Here is a 16,863-nt window from a genome sequence, read left to right on the forward strand (position 1 = left end):
AACACTTCCCTTAAACACCTAAGGTATCATAGTATAACTGTTCATATTGACTAACAATATTCGATGAATCAAATACTTCCTTAACTCGTATAAAAGAATTTTTCACCATTTTCTCATGTAACATAGTATCGGATAAAAGCATAATAGATTTATCTGAAATTTCATCTATATTACCTAACTCACATAAAAAACCGGTTTCACCGTCAACAATTACTTCTGGAATTCCGCCTACTCGTGTTCCAATACAAGGAACCCCACAAGCCATTGCTTCTAGAAGAACGAGTCCAAAGCTCTCCTTCTCAGACAGCAAAAGTTTTAAGTCACTAATTGAATATAGTTCTTCTAGATTATCTTGTTTGCCTAAAAACAACACTTTATCAATTAAATTGTTCTCTCGAACTAATTTATTGACTACAGTCACTTCTGGTCCATCGCCAACTAATAAAAGTTTTGATGGAATTTGCTCTTGAATTTTCTCAAATACTGATATAACGTCCGGAACACGTTTTACTTGTCTAAAATTAGAAATATGTATAATAACTTTTTCATCAGGTTGTATTCCATACGATGACCTTAAATTGAATGTATCCTTTTTATGATATACTCTTTCATCAATAAAATTGTATACTGGCACAATTTGTTTATTGGGTTCTAACAGCTCATACGTCTGTTCAATCAGCTGATTTGATACAGCAGTAACTGCGTCAGATTTTTCAATTCCAAACCGAATCAATTCATTCATGGAAGGATCATAGCCTAAAACGGTTATATCTGTGCCATGTAAGGTTGTTACAATCTTCACGTCTCGTTTAGCCATTTGACTAGCTAATACAGCACACACTGCATGTGGGACCGCGTAGTGAACATGTAATAAGTCTAGTTCTTCCCTATCAATTACCTCTGCCATTTTACTCGCTAAAGCCAAATCATACGGTGGGTATTGAAAAACAGAATAATGGTTCACTTGAACTTCATGATAATAAATGTTGCAAAAAACTTTATTCAGCCTAAACGGTAAACTTGATGAAATAAAGTGAATTTCATGACCTTTTTCTGCAAGTAATTTCCCTAGTTCTGTTGCTATAACACCAGATCCCCCGACTGTTGGATAACACGTGATACCAATTTTGAGTTTCATCGTTTCTCCCCTAACAAACCCTCTCCAAGTAGGATTGGTTTTTTACTAATAAAGCCTTCAGCAAATTCGACTCCTACTTCACTTCCGAATAGTCTCTCACGATTTTTCACTAACTCGACATACCCATTTACTAATGGAGTATCAACACTATATGTCGTTTTAGTAAATTGGCTTTTATACGCCTCAAGCGAATGTATTTTCTCTATAATCGTTTCGCTTATGTCAATCATAAATGTAGACTTATGGAAGCCATTAATAAAATAATAAAACACATTTGAAACTTTGTGCGCAGGTAATTGTTCGTCCACTTGATAATTTTTAATACCCGCTGAAAAAACCGCTTGCTCTACTATACTCGTACAGTTTCCGTGATCTGGATGGCGGTCAATTTCATACGGTGTAAAAATATATGTAGGTTTGTATTTTCTTATGACATATGAAACTTTACGTATATATTCTTGCTGAAGAAATAAGCCACGATCTGGAAATTGTAAATTTTCTCGGATTGAAACACCTAATATACTAGCTGCATTCTTTGCTTCTTCATACCGTAATAAAGTAGTACCATTTGAAGATAGTTCAGCCTTTGTTAAATCACAAATACCAATTCTCCAGCCATTCTTTGTATACTTTGCAATCGTCCCCGCCATCCCAATCTCTACATCATCTGCATGTGCACCAAACGCAAGTATATCGAGTTGATGATTATTTATTTTCTGACTTTCGGTCATGGATAATATTCCTCCACTTAAGGTCACCACGTTCTAATCCATGGATAAGAATCTCTGCTGTTCCCATATTTGTTGCTAGTGGGATGCTATATACATCACAAAGCCTTACTAACGCTGTTACATCTGGCTCATGAGGTTGTGGAGTTAATGGATCTCTAAAGAAGAAAACCGCATCCATTTCATTTTTGGCAATCAACGCGCCTATTTCTTGGTCTCCACCCAGGGGACCAGATTGAAATCTGGTAATGGTTAAACCCGTTGCTTCCATAATTCTTAAACCTGTAGTGCCTGTTGCAAATAATTCATGATCTTCAAAAACTCCTTTATACGCAGTTGCAAACTGGATGAGATCATCTTTTTTATTGTCATGTGCAATTAGAGCAATCTTCATTTGTTTAGTCCTCTATTCCATAATATTTTCCAGTCCATATACTAATAAATCAATTTTCATTACTGTTTCAACAGCAAGCCTGACTCCAGACATAAATGACGCCCGGTTATACGAGTCGTGTCTTATAGTTAGTGCTTGTCCGTCTCCTCCAAACAAAACCTCTTGATGAGCAATTAAACCAGGCAGACGAACACTATGAAGTCGAATTCCATCATAGTCAGCACCTCTTGCACCTTTAATATGTTCTACTTCTTCTGGATGCCCTTGCTTCTTTGATTCTCTCACAGCAGCAATCATCTCTGCTGTTTTTATGCCCGTTCCACTCGGTGCATCAAGCTTTTGATCATGGTGAAGCTCGATAATTTCAACATCCTGAAAATACTTGGCTGCCATTTGAGAGAATTTCATCATTAAAACAGCACCAATTGCAAAGTTTGGCGCAATGATTGCTCCAATTCCTTTATCCTCGGCTATTTGTTGTAATTCTTCAAGATCTTCGCTAGTAAATCCAGTTGTTCCTACTACTGGCCTTACCCCGTAATCTAATGCTAATTTTGTATGTCTTCTCCCAATTTCCGGTGTCGTTAAATCAACAAGTACATCAGGCATTTCCTTTTGCATGCACTCTTCAATATCAGTATAAATCTTTGCATCTATATTTGGTAATCCTTCGACTTCTGATATCATTTTACCACCGTTTACTCGATCAATTGCTCCTACCAACTGAAAGTGTGGTGTATTATGTATAAGTTGAAGTGCTTCTCTTCCCATTCTGCCTCTTGGTCCTGCAAGTACTATTTTAATTGTCATCATCTTTACACTCCTATTATTCGTCTATTTTAGTCCAACGGTCTTTATCACGGGTTTTGAATTTATTCATGACGAGATTATGTGATTCCTCTAAATCAATATTTAATGAATTTGCTAAACAAGTTAATACAAATAGCATATCTCCAATTTCTTGCTCCATCGATTTATCTTCTTCAGAAGACTTCTTTGGTTTCTCTCCATAGTAATGATTCACTTCACGAGCTAATTCACCGAGCTCCTCTGTTAACCGTGCAAGCATTGCTAAGGGACTAAAATACCCTTCTTTAAATTGTCCTATATAAGCATCTACTTCTTTTTGAATTTCTTGCAATGATTTAGTCATGTAAGCTCACCTCTTATTTTTCTTCTTCCATGTTAGCTAAAATAGCGTAGTTTGACAAATATTATAATTAAGTAACAAAGTTAATTGTTCATATTTTCAACATCGGATATAATTGGAAATTGTGAGTGTAAACTTTACAAGAACAGGGGGACAAAATTTGTTTGCAAACATTAGAATCATTAATATCTTCTTTATTTTACTAGGAGCCGGTATCTTTTCCTTTGGTCTCGTTAATTTTAATATGCAATTTCACCTAGCTGAAGGTGGTTTTACAGGGATCACGCTATTACTATTTTTTCTATTTAAATTTGATCCAGCCATTACAAATTTATTGTTAAATATTCCTTTATTTTTTGTAGGATGGAAAATTCTCGGTCGAACTTCCTTCATCTATACAATAATTGGAACATTTAGTGTTTCAGGGTTTTTATGGATTTTTCAACGGTACCCAGTGAGTCTTGAATTGGAAAATGATTTATTACTCGTTGCTCTGTTTGCAGGATTGTGTATCGGAGTTGGTCTGGGTATTATTTTCCGATATGGTGGTACTACAGGAGGCGTTGATATTATTGCACGCCTATCACATAAATATCTTGGGTGGAGTATGGGAAAGACAATGTTTTTATTTGATATATTTGTCATTTCTTTATCTGTCCTTACATATTTATCACTTCAAAAAGGTATGTATACGTTAGTTGCTGTTTTTGTAGGTGCTAAGCTTATTGACTTTATGCAAGAAGGTGCATATTCCGGTAAAGGTGCGATGATCATCTCAGAGAAAAATGAAGAAATTGCAGAAAAGATTTTAAAAGAGATGGAACGTGGTGTGACAATACTAAAAGGTATGGGTTCATATTCAAAGCTAGATAAGGAAGTATTATACTGCGTAGTAGGCCGTAATGAAATTGTGAAGTTAAAGAATATCATAACAGTTGTAGATCCTCATGCATTCGTTTCAGTATTAGATGTGCATGACGTACTAGGTGAAGGTTTTACACTAGATGAGAATAAAAAACCACTACAATAACAAAAACCTACTTGGGTAACCGAGTAGGTTTTTGTTGTTACTCTTCGCTTGTCATACCTGTATAGATAAGTACCAATCTTACTAATTCAAGTACGGCAACTAACGCAGCGGCTACATATGTTAACGCAGCAGCGTTTAGTACTTTTCTTGTTTCACGCTCTTCATCATTTCGAATGATACCAGCAGAAACAATTTCATTCATTGCACGGTTTGAAGCATCAAATTCAACTGGAAGAGTTACAAGTTGGAACAATACAGCAGCAGACATAAAAGCGATACCTAGAAGAACCAATCCACTCATACTTGCAAAAAATCCGATTAATATCAGGATCCATGAAAAATTTGAGCCAATGTTTGCTACAGGAACTAATGCATGTCTGAATCTCAAGAACGCATAATCCTGCTGGTCTTGAATTGCATGCCCAACTTCGTGAGCAGCTACCGCAGCCCCTGCAATTGAATTACCATAATAATTGTCAGTTGATAATCTTACTGTTTTAGAGCGTGGATCATAGTGGTCTGTTAAAACTCCACGAGTTTCTTCTACACCTACATGATATAGCCCGTTATCATCAAGAATTTTTCTTGCAACCTGTGCACCAGTCATACCAGATGAAGCTGCAACTTTAGAATATTTCTTATATGCGCTCTTCACCTTCATTTGTGCTAATAAAGGGATTGCAATAATAAGAACAAAATAAATTAGGAACATGACTTTCCTTCCTTCCATTGAAACGTTTTACATACCTTTATTGTAAGCAAGGTATGATAGCGTGTCAATCATTTAGTCTTCGTTTAGCAGCTTGCTTTTCCTTGTCACCTTTATACTTTCTCCACCCAACGTAAGATAATGTAAGCACGATGATACTTCCTGTAGAAATCATCACCCAAATAAGAGATGGGTCAGCATCATCTTCCTTCATTTGTTTAAACATCTTAATTAGTTCTTCTTCCATCGTTTCCATATGTTCCATACGAGAATCATTTTTCAAGAACTCATCACGATACTCATCTAAAAACGTGACAAAGCTATCGATTTTTTCAGATTGTGTTACTTCTAAATCTAACAAAATACTTGGATGAATGACTTCATACTTTGTAATAAATTGATTTAAACGTATTTGAAACGCTTCATTATCCTGAATTTTGACTGACTCCTTCATCGATTGAAAAGTCGTCATGACCGAATACTCCATCTCCGCCCATAACGGCTGATATTCAGAGTTTACAGCGTCAACAACTAAACGAAATTTCGTTACAGCTTGAACACGCTCTTCATGAGAAGCCGATGTAGAAGTTAGGGCTAATTTTGCATCTTCATATGTAGTTGTAATCAACCTTATTTCATCCATTGAAAAAGACTTTTCTTGTATGATTTCATTGGAGAATTTATCGGAAAAATAAGAAAGAAGTTTTTTAGCTTCTTCATACTTTTGATGTTTCACTAGTTGTAAAGCTTGGTCTGAGATACTATCAAGCTTCTTCCAATTATCTGTATGTTGTGAAGTATGATCCGAGTATCCAAATAAAGGTTTTACACATAATAGAACAATTGTTAATACTATGATCCATCTAATTCTACTCATACTTGTCCCTCCCCTATTACTACTAAAGTGTATGAATAGGTGGACAAGAGTAGACCATTTACAAACTTAATTGTGTTCTATTTTTTCGAACACACAGTATGTAAGTAATAAAAAGTGAAACAACACTTAACCAAAACGTAAAATAGCCAATATACGGAATATATTCATCTAAGCTGTATCTAGGGAACATAAAGAAAACGTAATCGATGATATCATTATGTAACGTCCAAAGAGCTACAAGAAGTAAATGCCACCATTTTATTCGATAATACGGAGAAAACAATAACCCCTGTATAGCCATTGCTCCATGAGAGAAAATTAACATATACCCTTCCCATGGAAGATAACCACGTACATTTAGCACCATTAGATTCATTACAATTGCCCATACTCCATACTTAAATAAAGTCACAATTGCCAATGCTTCCAAAAGTGGCCAATTCTTTTTCTTAAGGAACGCAAGTAAAACAAAAACAAAAAACAAACTAGCTGTAGGACTATCCGGAACGAAAATCAGGAAAATCGGTGGTGTATCAGCGAGCTGAAATCTGTACCAATAGTAGCCGTATACCGTTCCTGCTAGGTTTACGAAAAGTAATATCCATAACATCCATCTTTGAATTAACAGGTGCTGAAAAATTCTAAGCAACTAATATCCCTCCACCAGACAAGTTACAACCATTATACCTAATTTAAAAGAATAGTAAAAAAGCTGACGAATTCGTCAGCTTTCAATTATTATTCTTCTGTACCTTCAGCATCTTCGTTACCGATATTCGCAACGAATTCTGCTAGCTTTTGTAGTTCTTCATCAGTTCCTTTGAAAATACCACCCGGCATATCGCCTTGACCATTAACAGCGATGTCCGCAATTTCTTCAGGAGTCATACCAAGACCGATTAAGCTTGGTCCTGCCCCACCTGTTAGTTGGGCACCATGACAAGATAGACATGTATTTGCTTCTAGGATTTTATATCCTTCTGCTTCTACATCAATTGGAACCTCTTCTACAATTTTACCTTGCTGTGCTGCTGCTTCCCAGTCATGGGTAGCAACAGATTCCCAAGTTAAGAAAATTGTAGCTGCTACTCCTAATAACATCATACCAACTGCTATAGGACGCTTAGCTGGTCGACGATCTGGTCCACGATCTAGGAATGGGGCTAACAATAAAGCTCCAAATGCTAAACCTGGCATAACCATTGCGCCAATTACAGTGTAAGGTCCAGCTGCAAATTCATACTTTAATAGTTGATATAAGAATAAGAAATACCAGTCAGGTAATGGAATGTACGCTGTATCTGTAGGATCAGCTACACGCTCTAAAGGTGATTGATGTGCAATTGTTAACGATAGAAAACCAATTAAAAATACAGAACCTACTAGCCACTCCTTTAATAAGAAGTTTGGCCAGAATGCCTCAGTTTTACCTGGATACTCTGAATAATCCTTTGGTATATTCGGCTTACGTTCAGCAGGAACACGCGAATCACCAACAAATTTCATACCTTTTCCACGATGCATTCATTTCCCCTCCTTTTGTAGAGTGGAAAAAAATCTGTGAAAGAATAATCAAACAATCGTTTCTCGTTTCTCTCTCAAATTTTTTTCGATATTTAATTTTCAACATTTCTTATTTTTGTTAATTTTACAACGGTCCTGAAATACCTTGCTTACGAATCATCATAAAGTGAGCCGCCATTAAACCAAATAATGCAGCAGGTAAGAAGAATACGTGGATTGCAAAGAAACGAGTTAACGTTTGTGCACCAACGATTTCAGGATGTCCAGCAAGTAGTGTTTTTACAGCATCTCCAACGAATGGTGTTGCGGCTGCAATCTCTAAACCTACTTTAGTAGCGAATAATGCCTTCATATCCCAAGGTAGTAGGTAACCAGTAAAGCCTAGTCCTAACATTACGAAGAAAATTAGAACTCCGACAACCCAGTTTAATTCACGCGGCTTCTTATATGCCCCTTGGAAAAACACACGAAGCGTATGTAGGAACATCATAACAATGACCAAACTTGCTCCCCAGTGATGCATTCCACGAACAATAACACCGAATGCTACTTCATTTTGCAGGTAATAAACTGATTCCCAAGCATTTTTGATATCTGGAACATAGTACATTGTTAAGAACATACCAGATAAAATTTGTATAACTGTTACAAAGAATGTAAGACCACCAAAACAGTATACAAATGCAGAGAAATGGTGTGCAGGGTTAACGTGTTCTGGAACCTCATGGTCCGCAATATCACGCCACAACGGCGTAATATCTAAACGTTCATCTACCCAATCATAAATTTTGTTTAACATGTATTACGCCTCCCCTCTTGGCTTAGCTTTACCTAAGTATAATTTCCCGTCTTTCACTTCAGAAACATAAACATCTAATGGTGCTAAAGGTGGAGTTCCTGGAACGTTTTTCCCATCCTTCTCATATGCTCCATAGTGACATGGACAGAAGAACCTATTTGGATTTCCTGGATCTGAGTTCCAGTTAACCGTACAACCTAGATGCTTACAAACAGGTGAAAGAGCAACAACCTTATCGCCATCTTTATACACCCAAGCTGATTTTGGTTCTTCAGATTTGTACCAAGCATCAACTTGATCAATCTTATAGTCAAATCGCTTAGGTTCTGCAGTTATATCAGCTACATCAGCAACTGCAACTAAATCAGTTTCAGCTTGCGGACGTAAAACAGGATCCAACGCAAATCGAACCATAGGCATAAGCATTCCTGCCGCCATAAATCCACCAACACCAGTAAGGGTATAGTTTAAGAATTGACGTCTTGAAACCCGATGTTTTTTCTCACTCATCATTTTCCCCCCTCTATACGAAGCTAAGTCCGTTCGGACATACTTTAACACTTATAAAACTAGGACATACTCATATTATATCAATATTCTTTTAAGGTCAATATTATCATTTTCATATTCGGAATTAGATATGTATAAATTTTGTTAATTTCTCCAAGCTTTTAACAATAATGGTACTAATGCTTGAACTTGGTCAGTCATGATTTGTTGTTTTAGGTTTCCATCTACATGCTCAAGAGGGATAGGTGATAGACAAATTAGAGAAGATTCCAGAACCTGTTCATGTTCTTTCCAAGCAGCATCGCTTGTAAGAAATATTACATGCTTAAATCCTTTAGTTATTGCAAGCATCTTCCAATCTTTTAATCTTTCGAGATCGTTAAATAAATTCGTTTCTTCACTTAAGTATGTAATAGGTGGGAATAAAAACATTCTCCCTTTGAATTGACGTTCAATTTCATTACTTAATATAGTAATAAACTCACCCTCAAGCACTTTATTTTTCATTCCCTCTGAAAAATCAACCGGAATGAGAGGAATTATCGCTGTGTCCACATATTGTTTAGACTGTATGTAAAGATCAACATCTGTAGTCATCCACTTCATATATTTCACCTCCAATACTACCATTTCCATTAAACCACATTCATTTTTTCTTTTCATCTTATAGAATACAATGCAAACTTCATTTTCAATCCAATCTAGCCATATTGTTCACAAAATGTTCTTTTTTGAACCAAGGTGTGAACAGAGTAAAAATATAACGTTTTTTCTTTCTAAAGATTGTTGTTTTAGCTCTGTAGCCTGTCCGTTCCTTCTCGCTGAAGGCACTTACTTCCGCTCCAATACAATCTCTCACCTAATTTAATTAGGCTGTTTTCGCATACTTTGTTGTTTTAGTTGAGATTTTCCGCTCCATTACACTATAGCAATTTATTTTATATGCAAAAGCAACAAGCTTTACGAAAACAGCCTTTAATTAAATAGCACCAATTCTTATGAAAATAGTAAAAAGTTATCTTTTCCTCTATTGATGTTGATGTTATTCCTTTCATATATAGAAATTTCTCGCAGCAAAAAAAACACTCTATTACCGATACCCCATTTGGGAATCGATATAGAGTGCTATTGAAGACTATTCAGTTGTTTTGTTAGTTGTATAAAAGACTCATGGTCATGATTATCCAACGCTTCATCAATCGATTTCATGAGCTTATCTCGTTGAAACGTATAGATTGATTCGACGAGGAACTTTTCTGCCAGTTCCTTATCCTTTTCACTAATTTGTAAATGTTTTGGCATAAATGGATTGTCTTCTAACACTAAAACGTAGTTTGAGGAATGATAAGATTCACGGAAGTTTAACTGAATATAAATATCTTCATCACGATTTAATCGAATATCGTGAAACGATTTTTCCGCATCTGTAGTCATTACGTTTTCTTTATAGAATCGGAACGGTACATCATCTACACAATGAGTAGACATGATAATTCCCTTAGGGCAATATTGAGCCTGCTCGACGAAATGAACTTTTTTCATTAATTGATCGTGACTCATTAAGTAATTTAAAATCCAAACGCATTCTCTTCTTTTTAATTGAAAATTATTTAAAAACCAACGCACAAACTCTTTCTTCTCGTTAACAGATACAGGGGATGCCATTTGTTTTCCCTCCTCTGTGCTTTTAAGATAAAGGTTATCGTTATTAATCATTTTCTAATTGGAGTACTGCTTCTTCAATATCAATTCTTGATGGATCAATTGTTAGAATTTCTTTATATAATTTAATAGCTTCGTCTCGCTGTCCCTCTTCAATTAGAAACTGTGCATATTCTTCTAGGAAATCCGGTTGATCCTTAAAAAAAGTATATGCTGCATAATATTGTTTTAATGCATCTGAATATTCTTCGACTTCCCTTTTAGCCGTTGCCAAGTCCCATATCATCTGGGGATCTTCGTCACCATTTTCCATCGCTTTTTCAATAAATGGAATTACTTTCTCATAAGCACCTTCATTCATATAAAGACGTGATAATAAGAAGCTCGCTTCAACAGATTCATGGTCTAGCTCAATAGCTGTTTCGAGTAATTCCTTCGCTCTTGATGGATCATGCAACTTCACTGCTAATTTTCCACCATATATGAAAAGTTCCTTATTAAATTCGTCAATTTTCAAGCCTTCATTAACTACTTCATTCGCCTCTTGTAAGAGCTCTTCCGCTTCATAAGCTTTAGCTAACACAATATATAAAGGACTATAAGATGGATCCATTTCCTTTAATTGAATCAATTTGTGTATAGTTGTTTTGTATTGTTCCGCTTGGTAAGAAGCACAAGCATAGCCGAACAAGCTATCAATCTCTAGCCTGTCTTCAAGTCCTGCTTCGTAATGAGAAAAAGCTTCTTCAAATAATCCACTTGCTGCATAGGACTCTGCCAGTCTTAAATCGACATTTATTTCTCCTACCGTGTCTTGTGAGGTTAAGACTGATTTATAATACGGAATACTGTTTTTGTATTGACCTCTTCCCGAATAAAACTCACCAAGCGCAAAATCGATAATTGTATTGTCTGGAAGTAGTTCCTTTGCTTGAAGTAATTTTTGCTCGGCAACTTCATCTAAACCTTGCATTTGATAAAGGTCTCCGAGTAGTAGTAGCGCTCTTGGATATTCTGAGTCTGTTTTTTCTACTGTACCAAGGAAACTAATCGCCTGCTCTTCTTCATCTAAGTCAATTAAGATTTCTGCCAGCAATAAAATTAAATCACTCTCACCAGGGTACCGTTCTAGGAGCTTACGTAATAAATCTTTCGCCTCTTCTAAAAATCCATATTGATAGTATGTTTCTGCGATACTAAATAGTTCGTCGTCATTTGCTTTTGGTATAATGCTTGCAAGCTCGGATAAGCCTTTTTCCACATCTCCATTTTCTATAAGATCCATTGCTGCATGTATCGATTTCATATTACTCCCCTATTTCCCTCTTAATCTAAGGCCATTTTCGTAAACCTTGTTGCAATTACCTAATAATTACTTTGAAATCTTAAATGTATGATAAATTCATTTCTTTGACGAAAAGATGCCCCGAAACCCTATCTAATTACGTGTCTCTAGACTTTTTGAAAAACAACAATCTATTCGAGAGCTGCCTAATCTAATGAGTTTATTTATTCAAAGGTAGCAGAATAGAAACCAGGCACTTTAATGCACAGTTGATCACCGTAGCCTGGATTAATATAAAATTCGTTACCTACCTTTATGTTCCTGCCTTTATGCACGGTAATTACAGGTCTATCCATATCATAATTAACTTCTTCCTGATTCGCAAATTCCCTGCTTTTTTGCTGATATAAATTATAATCGACATCTCCACCAATTCGCAGCTCACCTTTTATTGGAGAGATACCTATTTTCCTTAAAACATTAAGGGCTAATGGTTCTCCTTCAGTTGGACAACTAGGTACAGTAGGAATCTTCTCTTCTTCTAATCTAGCTTTCCATTCAGCTGTTAATCTTTTTATCTTACCTTTTGAATAATCAGGAGTCCATATTGGGATTACGGAAAGAAAATAAGGATATAACGCTTCTCTAATCCATCCCCATACAGTTGTGTACAACTCCTCTTCTTTTAACTCTACAAATATTGCAGGGATTTTCAATCTTTTACATTGCCTTATAAAAGATGGGGTGAGAGCACGAATAGGAATCTTTACACAAATACAATAATCAATCGGACTGTTAATCATTTGCTGTTGTATTTTCATAACTTTTTGTTTAAGTTCAGACTCATACTTAACCGAAACTCCAACTAATGCAGTTGTACAGCCTTTTCCGACTAATTGTTTCATATGCTCTTTAAAAGATTGTATATTTGCTAATCTTTCAATTTTAAAATCTAGCATAACGTGACCTGGAGTTAATAAATAGGGGGAAACATCCATCTTAATAAAGTTCACATTGTTCATATGTGATTTAATATACTCAATCTTATTGTCTTTAATGGAAAGAGAGCATGTGATCATTTCACTTTCCTTTTTTACATTGGCATTATTGATTACGTACGTCATTCAAAATCCTCCCAACACTTGCCTCTACCAAAAACGAATTCCTTAAGACAAGCTATGTTGAAAATAGAAAAAGTATGATTAGAAATAATTGAGTTTTAATAAGAGTTGATTCCCGTTTAGAGTGCTCGTTATCCTTCCTAGTGGCGGAGATGTTGGAGTCTGCGTTTCAAACAGGACGTGAGTAACCTTAATTGATCCGTTAGTTAGCAGAGGTTCCTCATGGACGTTGCAATGACCAATTATGTTTAAGTAATTGCCTCAGGGAGGTCTTGAAGTAATAAAAACGAAGAAAACTAAAAATGCCTTTCGAACGATTCCATTCGAAAGGCATACTATAGACTATATGAAAGACAATAAATTGTATCCTTTTACCGTTTAGTGAGTGATTGTATATCATCAAAAAATGTTGGATACGACACAGCTATTGCTTCTGTGTTTTCAACTTCTACAATTCCTTCTGTTATAAAGGAGGCAATCGATAGCATCATGCCTATTCGGTGATCTCCGTAGCTATTTACTGTATTCCCTGACAGAGTTGCTCCACCATGAATTATCATACCGTCTTCAGTTGCTTCAATAGAAGCACCTAATTTCGATAATTCATTTACTACCGTATCGATTCGATTCGTTTCCTTCACCTTTAATTCACTTGCATCTTTAATAATAGTTGTTCCTTCGGCTTGTGTTGCAAGCAATGCAATGATAGGAATCTCATCAATCAGTCTTGGTATTAAACTTCCACTAATTTCAATTCCTTTTAAGTTTGAAGTGGAAATATGAAGATCAGCAAAAGGCTCAAAGTTTTTCTCTTGGTGATTTGTTATGGAAATAGATGCACCCATCTGTTGCAATACATCAATAACTCCAGTCCTAGTAGGATTAATACCAACATTTTTTAATGTAATATTACTTTCAGGTGTGATTGCTCCAGCAACTAAAAAGAATGCAGCGGATGATATGTCACCAGGTACATAAATGGATGTAGCTGTTAATGATTGACCGCCCTTCACTGAAACAGTGTTCTCATTCGTTTCAACTACTGCTCCGAACGCTAGAAGCATTCTTTCTGTATGATCTCTAGATTGATGAGGCTCTGTAACTGTCGTTTCCCCTATACCATTCAATCCCGCTAATAAAATGGCAGACTTCACTTGTGCACTTGCGATAGGAGATTGATAATGCATACCTTTTAATCCTCCCCCACGGATGGAGATTGGAGTATATTGTCCATCTTGTCTGCCATCTATTTTGGCCCCCATCTCTCTTAATGGTTCGGTTACCCTCCGCATTGGCCGCCTTCCAATTGATTCATCTCCGATCAGACATGAATGATTTGGTAGTCCTGCTAAAATTCCTAATAATAGTCTTGCTGTTGTACCAGAATTCCCAACATCTAAAACTTCCTTCGGTTCTTGAATTCCATTCCAGCCTGCACCTGTTACACTGACATTTTCATGTGATTGCACAATGTCAATCCCCATTTTGCGAAAGCATGAAATCGTACTAAGACAGTCCTCACCTGGTAAAAAATGTTCAATCTGTGTCACTCCATTAGCAAGAGAACCAAACATGACCGCTCTATGGGAGATTGATTTATCACCAGGAACCTCGATTGTTCCGTTTAAAGGTGTATGATACAAAGATAGCTTCTTCATGGTTGCCTCCTAACTTGATATGTATGTTTCATAGTTTTCGTCTTCTAAACAACGTCTAGCTTCTTCTCTATCCTCTTCTGTTTGAAAGCTAAGTCTTAAAACACCATAAATATCTTCTCTTGCTTCGATAATACGAATATTTGTAATGCTTATCTCTTGAATGGCCAAGACTCCTGTTACCTCTGATATTACACCCGGATAATCAGGTACATCTACAAAAAGATCATAAAAAGCAGGTATGGCTCCTTTTGCTTTTTGTGGAAGTCCATCTCGAAAGGCCTTTGCAGATTCAAAGTAATGATAAATACTCGTTTCATTAAGACTCTCTATCATTTCTTTAACATGATCCATTTCTACCTTCCACGCATCAAACATTGCTAACAACTGCTCTCTGTTATGGATTAATATATCTCTCCACATTGCTGGATTTGAGGAAGCAATTCTAGTAATATCCCGAAAACCACCTGCAGCTAGTCGACTTATATTATGACGTTCATTTACATACCCTGCAACGTTATGCACTAAACTCGCTGCAATAATGTGGGGAAAATGGCTAATGAGACCTGCTATTTCATCATGTTCTCTTGCAGTCATTTCAATAAAATTTGCCTTTGTCCCACTTAGCAATTCCTTTAACGACTCAACATATGCTCTCGGAGTATGTTCTGTAGGTGTTAGGATGTAAAAAGCATTCTCAAAAAGATGTGCTTTGGACGATCCAACACCTGATTTATGTGAGCCAGCCATCGGATGACCACCAATAAAATAGACTTTTTCCTGATATAAACAAGTACTTGCCTCAACAATTTGTGACTTCGTACTACCAACGTCTGAGATGACAACACCTGTTCTCAACTGAAGCTTTGAAAACTCGTGAATAATTTTCTCAGTTTGTGAAACTGGTGTAGATATAATGATAAAATCAGCAGAAGTTGCTTCTACTAAATAGTCCTCAGCTATTTCATCGATGACATGCAGAGATTTTGCCAATCTTGCCTGTTCTACTTTGATATCATATCCACTAATTAAGACATCCTGATTCCGCCTAATCGCTAAACCAATTGAGCCACCAATTAATCCAAGACCAATTAATAATACTTTTTTCTTCATGTTATCACCTCGAAGTTGAATATGTAGAGAAAAAGGCAGGTTAGGTACCCACCTTTTGACCAGATTATGAAACTTGAAATTTTGTTTTCAACATCGTAGTTAATAACGAAATGATGCTTTGGTTATCTTCTGTGCTTCCTACTGTAATTCTTACACAAGTAGGGAAGCCAAGTGCATTTCCTGACCGAACAATAAACCCACGCTCTAGTAAATATTGAAATACTTCATTTCCTTGTATTGATTTGAAATCTATTAATAGAAAGTTCCCTTGAGACGGATAATACGCTAATTCATTCTCCACGCAAAATTGAATAAACTGTTGTAATCCTAATCTGTTTTTTTCTCTGCATGCTGCAACGAATTCTTGATCAGAAATTGCTGCAATTGCTGCAGCCTGTGCGAATCTAGAAGTATTGAAAGGTTCCCTTACAGTCTCAATAGCATTTATAAATTCAGCATTACCAATTCCATAACCAATTCTCAAGCTGGCTAACCCATATATTTTAGAAAAGGTTCTTAATATCATTACATTTTTATACTGATCTAGTAATGTAACACTATCTAACTTCAAATTCGATTCAACATATTCATAATACGCCTCATCTAAGACGATTAATGTTGTAGCAGGTACTTTTTCAATAAAAGAAAGCAAGTTATTTTTATCAGTAAGGGTACCGGTAGGGTTATTGGGTGAACATACCCAAACTATTCTGGTTTTTTCATCTATTACGGAAAGCATGCCTTCTAAATCGTGCTGGCCATTACATAACTCAATCTCTCTTATTTCTGCTCCTTCAATGACAGCATTATGCTTATATTGTGGAAACGTCGGAGTAGCCATTACAGTGTTTGTATCCCTAGACAGTAATGCACGACACAAGATTTGAATAACCTCATCTGACCCATTTCCAAAAATAAGTTGATTAGGAGCTACGTCCAAAAATAAAGCTAATTTCTCTCTCAATTGACTAGCATATCCATCTGGATATAATGTGACCTCATTTAAACTTTTTTGAATAGCTTTTTGAACCTGAGGGGAACTTCCAAATGGATTTTCGTTTGATGCTAACTTGACAATCTTATCTAATCCGTACATTGCCTTAACTTCCTCAATAGGCTTTCCAGGCTGATAAGGAGTTAATGTTTCAAGTTGTTGTTTGATTATCAT

The 16,863-nt window shown here is 36.1% G+C and carries 19 protein-coding genes; 1 reads left to right on the forward strand and 18 read right to left on the reverse strand.

The window, feature by feature from the left end; translation table 11 throughout:
* Positions 1-10: 10 nt before the first annotated feature.
* Genes bshA through JR050_RS19435 form a run of 5 tightly spaced genes read right to left on the reverse strand, consistent with a single transcriptional unit; the run spans position 11 to position 3,413 of the window.
* Entirely contained in the window at positions 11-1,138 is a 1,128-nt protein-coding gene (gene bshA, locus JR050_RS19415) for an N-acetyl-alpha-D-glucosaminyl L-malate synthase BshA (protein ID WP_204205316.1), read from the reverse strand.
* On the reverse strand, positions 1,135-1,869 hold the full coding sequence (bshB1, locus tag JR050_RS19420; protein WP_204205317.1) for a bacillithiol biosynthesis deacetylase BshB1: 735 nt from the start codon (positions 1,867-1,869) through the stop codon (positions 1,135-1,137). The genes bshA and bshB1 overlap by 4 nt, the downstream gene beginning before the upstream one ends.
* On the reverse strand, positions 1,844-2,260 hold the full coding sequence (mgsA, locus tag JR050_RS19425) for a methylglyoxal synthase (protein ID WP_204205318.1): 417 nt from the start codon (positions 2,258-2,260) through the stop codon (positions 1,844-1,846). The genes bshB1 and mgsA overlap by 26 nt, the downstream gene beginning before the upstream one ends.
* A gap of 12 nt (positions 2,261-2,272) precedes the next feature.
* The gene (gene dapB, locus JR050_RS19430) at positions 2,273-3,073 is read right to left on the reverse strand and encodes a 4-hydroxy-tetrahydrodipicolinate reductase (protein WP_204205319.1); all 801 of its coding nucleotides are present in this window, start codon (positions 3,071-3,073) and stop codon (positions 2,273-2,275) included.
* A gap of 13 nt (positions 3,074-3,086) precedes the next feature.
* Positions 3,087-3,413 carry a nucleotide pyrophosphohydrolase gene (locus JR050_RS19435; RefSeq protein ID WP_204205320.1) on the reverse strand — a complete coding sequence of 109 codons (327 nt, stop codon included), beginning with the start codon at positions 3,411-3,413 and terminating at the stop codon, positions 3,087-3,089.
* A gap of 157 nt (positions 3,414-3,570) precedes the next feature.
* On the opposite strand from JR050_RS19435, the gene JR050_RS19440 reads away from it, so the two are divergent.
* Positions 3,571-4,440, forward strand: coding sequence for a YitT family protein (locus JR050_RS19440; protein ID WP_204205321.1), 870 nt, complete (start codon positions 3,571-3,573; stop codon positions 4,438-4,440).
* Positions 4,441-4,477: 37 nt separating this feature from the next.
* On the opposite strand, the gene JR050_RS19445 is transcribed toward JR050_RS19440, so the two are convergent.
* From JR050_RS19445 to hisC, 13 genes are all read right to left on the reverse strand, one after another.
* Complete coding sequence (locus JR050_RS19445) at positions 4,478-5,152, reverse strand: zinc metallopeptidase (protein ID WP_204205322.1); 675 nt, start codon at positions 5,150-5,152, stop codon at positions 4,478-4,480.
* A 64-nt stretch (positions 5,153-5,216) separates the two neighbouring features.
* The gene (ypjB, locus tag JR050_RS19450; protein ID WP_204205323.1) at positions 5,217-6,026 is read right to left on the reverse strand and encodes a sporulation protein YpjB; all 810 of its coding nucleotides are present in this window, start codon (positions 6,024-6,026) and stop codon (positions 5,217-5,219) included.
* Positions 6,027-6,084: 58 nt separating this feature from the next.
* Positions 6,085-6,675: a lipoprotein heptaprenylglyceryl N-acetyltransferase LhaT gene (gene lhaT, locus JR050_RS19455; RefSeq protein WP_488153831.1), complete on the reverse strand. Its 591-nt coding sequence runs from the start codon at positions 6,673-6,675 to the stop codon at positions 6,085-6,087.
* Between the two features lie 89 nt (positions 6,676-6,764).
* A complete protein-coding gene (locus tag JR050_RS19460) occupies positions 6,765-7,550 on the reverse strand; it encodes a menaquinol-cytochrome c reductase cytochrome b/c subunit (protein WP_204205324.1) in 786 nt (261 codons plus the stop codon).
* A gap of 124 nt (positions 7,551-7,674) precedes the next feature.
* Entirely contained in the window at positions 7,675-8,349 is a 675-nt protein-coding gene (gene qcrB, locus JR050_RS19465; protein WP_204205325.1) for a menaquinol-cytochrome c reductase cytochrome b subunit, read from the reverse strand.
* A 3-nt stretch (positions 8,350-8,352) separates the two neighbouring features.
* The gene (locus JR050_RS19470; protein ID WP_204205326.1) at positions 8,353-8,859 is read right to left on the reverse strand and encodes a Rieske (2Fe-2S) protein; all 507 of its coding nucleotides are present in this window, start codon (positions 8,857-8,859) and stop codon (positions 8,353-8,355) included.
* A gap of 144 nt (positions 8,860-9,003) precedes the next feature.
* The gene (locus JR050_RS19475; RefSeq protein WP_204205327.1) at positions 9,004-9,465 is read right to left on the reverse strand and encodes a YpiF family protein; all 462 of its coding nucleotides are present in this window, start codon (positions 9,463-9,465) and stop codon (positions 9,004-9,006) included.
* A gap of 519 nt (positions 9,466-9,984) precedes the next feature.
* Positions 9,985-10,524, reverse strand: a complete 540-nt coding sequence (locus JR050_RS19480; protein WP_204205328.1) for a ReoY family proteolytic degradation factor — start codon at positions 10,522-10,524, stop codon at positions 9,985-9,987.
* 43 nt (positions 10,525-10,567) lie between these two features.
* Positions 10,568-11,827 (reverse strand): tetratricopeptide repeat protein, encoded by a 1,260-nt coding sequence (locus JR050_RS19485; RefSeq protein ID WP_204205329.1) that lies wholly within the window; start codon positions 11,825-11,827, stop codon positions 10,568-10,570.
* A gap of 203 nt (positions 11,828-12,030) precedes the next feature.
* The gene (locus tag JR050_RS19490) at positions 12,031-12,930 is read right to left on the reverse strand and encodes a hypothetical protein (protein WP_204205330.1); all 900 of its coding nucleotides are present in this window, start codon (positions 12,928-12,930) and stop codon (positions 12,031-12,033) included.
* Between the two features lie 368 nt (positions 12,931-13,298).
* Positions 13,299-14,585 (reverse strand): 3-phosphoshikimate 1-carboxyvinyltransferase, encoded by a 1,287-nt coding sequence (gene aroA, locus JR050_RS19495; protein ID WP_204205331.1) that lies wholly within the window; start codon positions 14,583-14,585, stop codon positions 13,299-13,301.
* Positions 14,586-14,594: 9 nt separating this feature from the next.
* Positions 14,595-15,695 carry a prephenate dehydrogenase gene (locus tag JR050_RS19500; protein ID WP_204205332.1) on the reverse strand — a complete coding sequence of 367 codons (1,101 nt, stop codon included), beginning with the start codon at positions 15,693-15,695 and terminating at the stop codon, positions 14,595-14,597.
* A gap of 64 nt (positions 15,696-15,759) precedes the next feature.
* The gene (hisC, locus tag JR050_RS19505; RefSeq protein ID WP_204205333.1) at positions 15,760-16,863 is read right to left on the reverse strand and encodes a histidinol-phosphate transaminase; all 1,104 of its coding nucleotides are present in this window, start codon (positions 16,861-16,863) and stop codon (positions 15,760-15,762) included.

The sequence above is a fragment of the Bacillus suaedaesalsae genome (assembly GCF_016890225.1).
Taxonomy (GTDB): Bacteria; Bacillota; Bacilli; order Bacillales; family SA4; genus Bacillus_BS; species Bacillus_BS suaedaesalsae.

What these genes read in the sequence shown, in the direction of transcription:
- JR050_RS19460 (WP_204205324.1), bottom strand. Translation starts at nt 7,550, where the DNA reads ATGCATCGTGGAAAAGGTATGAAATTTGTTGGTGATTCGCGTGTTCCT.
- qcrB (WP_204205325.1), bottom strand. Translation starts at nt 8,349, where the DNA reads ATGTTAAACAAAATTTATGATTGGGTAGATGAACGTTTAGATATTACG.
- JR050_RS19435 (WP_204205320.1), bottom strand. Translation starts at nt 3,413, where the DNA reads ATGACTAAATCATTGCAAGAAATTCAAAAAGAAGTAGATGCTTATATA.
- hisC (WP_204205333.1), bottom strand. Translation starts at nt 16,863, where the DNA reads ATGATAATCAAACAACAACTTGAAACATTAACTCCTTATCAGCCTGGA.
- aroA (WP_204205331.1), bottom strand. Translation starts at nt 14,585, where the DNA reads ATGAAGAAGCTATCTTTGTATCATACACCTTTAAACGGAACAATCGAG.
- JR050_RS19500 (WP_204205332.1), bottom strand. Translation starts at nt 15,695, where the DNA reads ATGAAGAAAAAAGTATTATTAATTGGTCTTGGATTAATTGGTGGCTCA.
- JR050_RS19485 (WP_204205329.1), bottom strand. Translation starts at nt 11,827, where the DNA reads ATGAAATCGATACATGCAGCAATGGATCTTATAGAAAATGGAGATGTG.
- bshA (WP_204205316.1), bottom strand. Translation starts at nt 1,138, where the DNA reads ATGAAACTCAAAATTGGTATCACGTGTTATCCAACAGTCGGGGGATCT.
- JR050_RS19445 (WP_204205322.1), bottom strand. Translation starts at nt 5,152, where the DNA reads ATGTTCCTAATTTATTTTGTTCTTATTATTGCAATCCCTTTATTAGCA.
- JR050_RS19475 (WP_204205327.1), bottom strand. Translation starts at nt 9,465, where the DNA reads ATGAAGTGGATGACTACAGATGTTGATCTTTACATACAGTCTAAACAA.
- JR050_RS19470 (WP_204205326.1), bottom strand. Translation starts at nt 8,859, where the DNA reads ATGAGTGAGAAAAAACATCGGGTTTCAAGACGTCAATTCTTAAACTAT.
- mgsA (WP_204205318.1), bottom strand. Translation starts at nt 2,260, where the DNA reads ATGAAGATTGCTCTAATTGCACATGACAATAAAAAAGATGATCTCATC.
- JR050_RS19490 (WP_204205330.1), bottom strand. Translation starts at nt 12,930, where the DNA reads ATGACGTACGTAATCAATAATGCCAATGTAAAAAAGGAAAGTGAAATG.
- dapB (WP_204205319.1), bottom strand. Translation starts at nt 3,073, where the DNA reads ATGATGACAATTAAAATAGTACTTGCAGGACCAAGAGGCAGAATGGGA.
- ypjB (WP_204205323.1), bottom strand. Translation starts at nt 6,026, where the DNA reads ATGAGTAGAATTAGATGGATCATAGTATTAACAATTGTTCTATTATGT.
- bshB1 (WP_204205317.1), bottom strand. Translation starts at nt 1,869, where the DNA reads ATGACCGAAAGTCAGAAAATAAATAATCATCAACTCGATATACTTGCG.
- JR050_RS19480 (WP_204205328.1), bottom strand. Translation starts at nt 10,524, where the DNA reads ATGGCATCCCCTGTATCTGTTAACGAGAAGAAAGAGTTTGTGCGTTGG.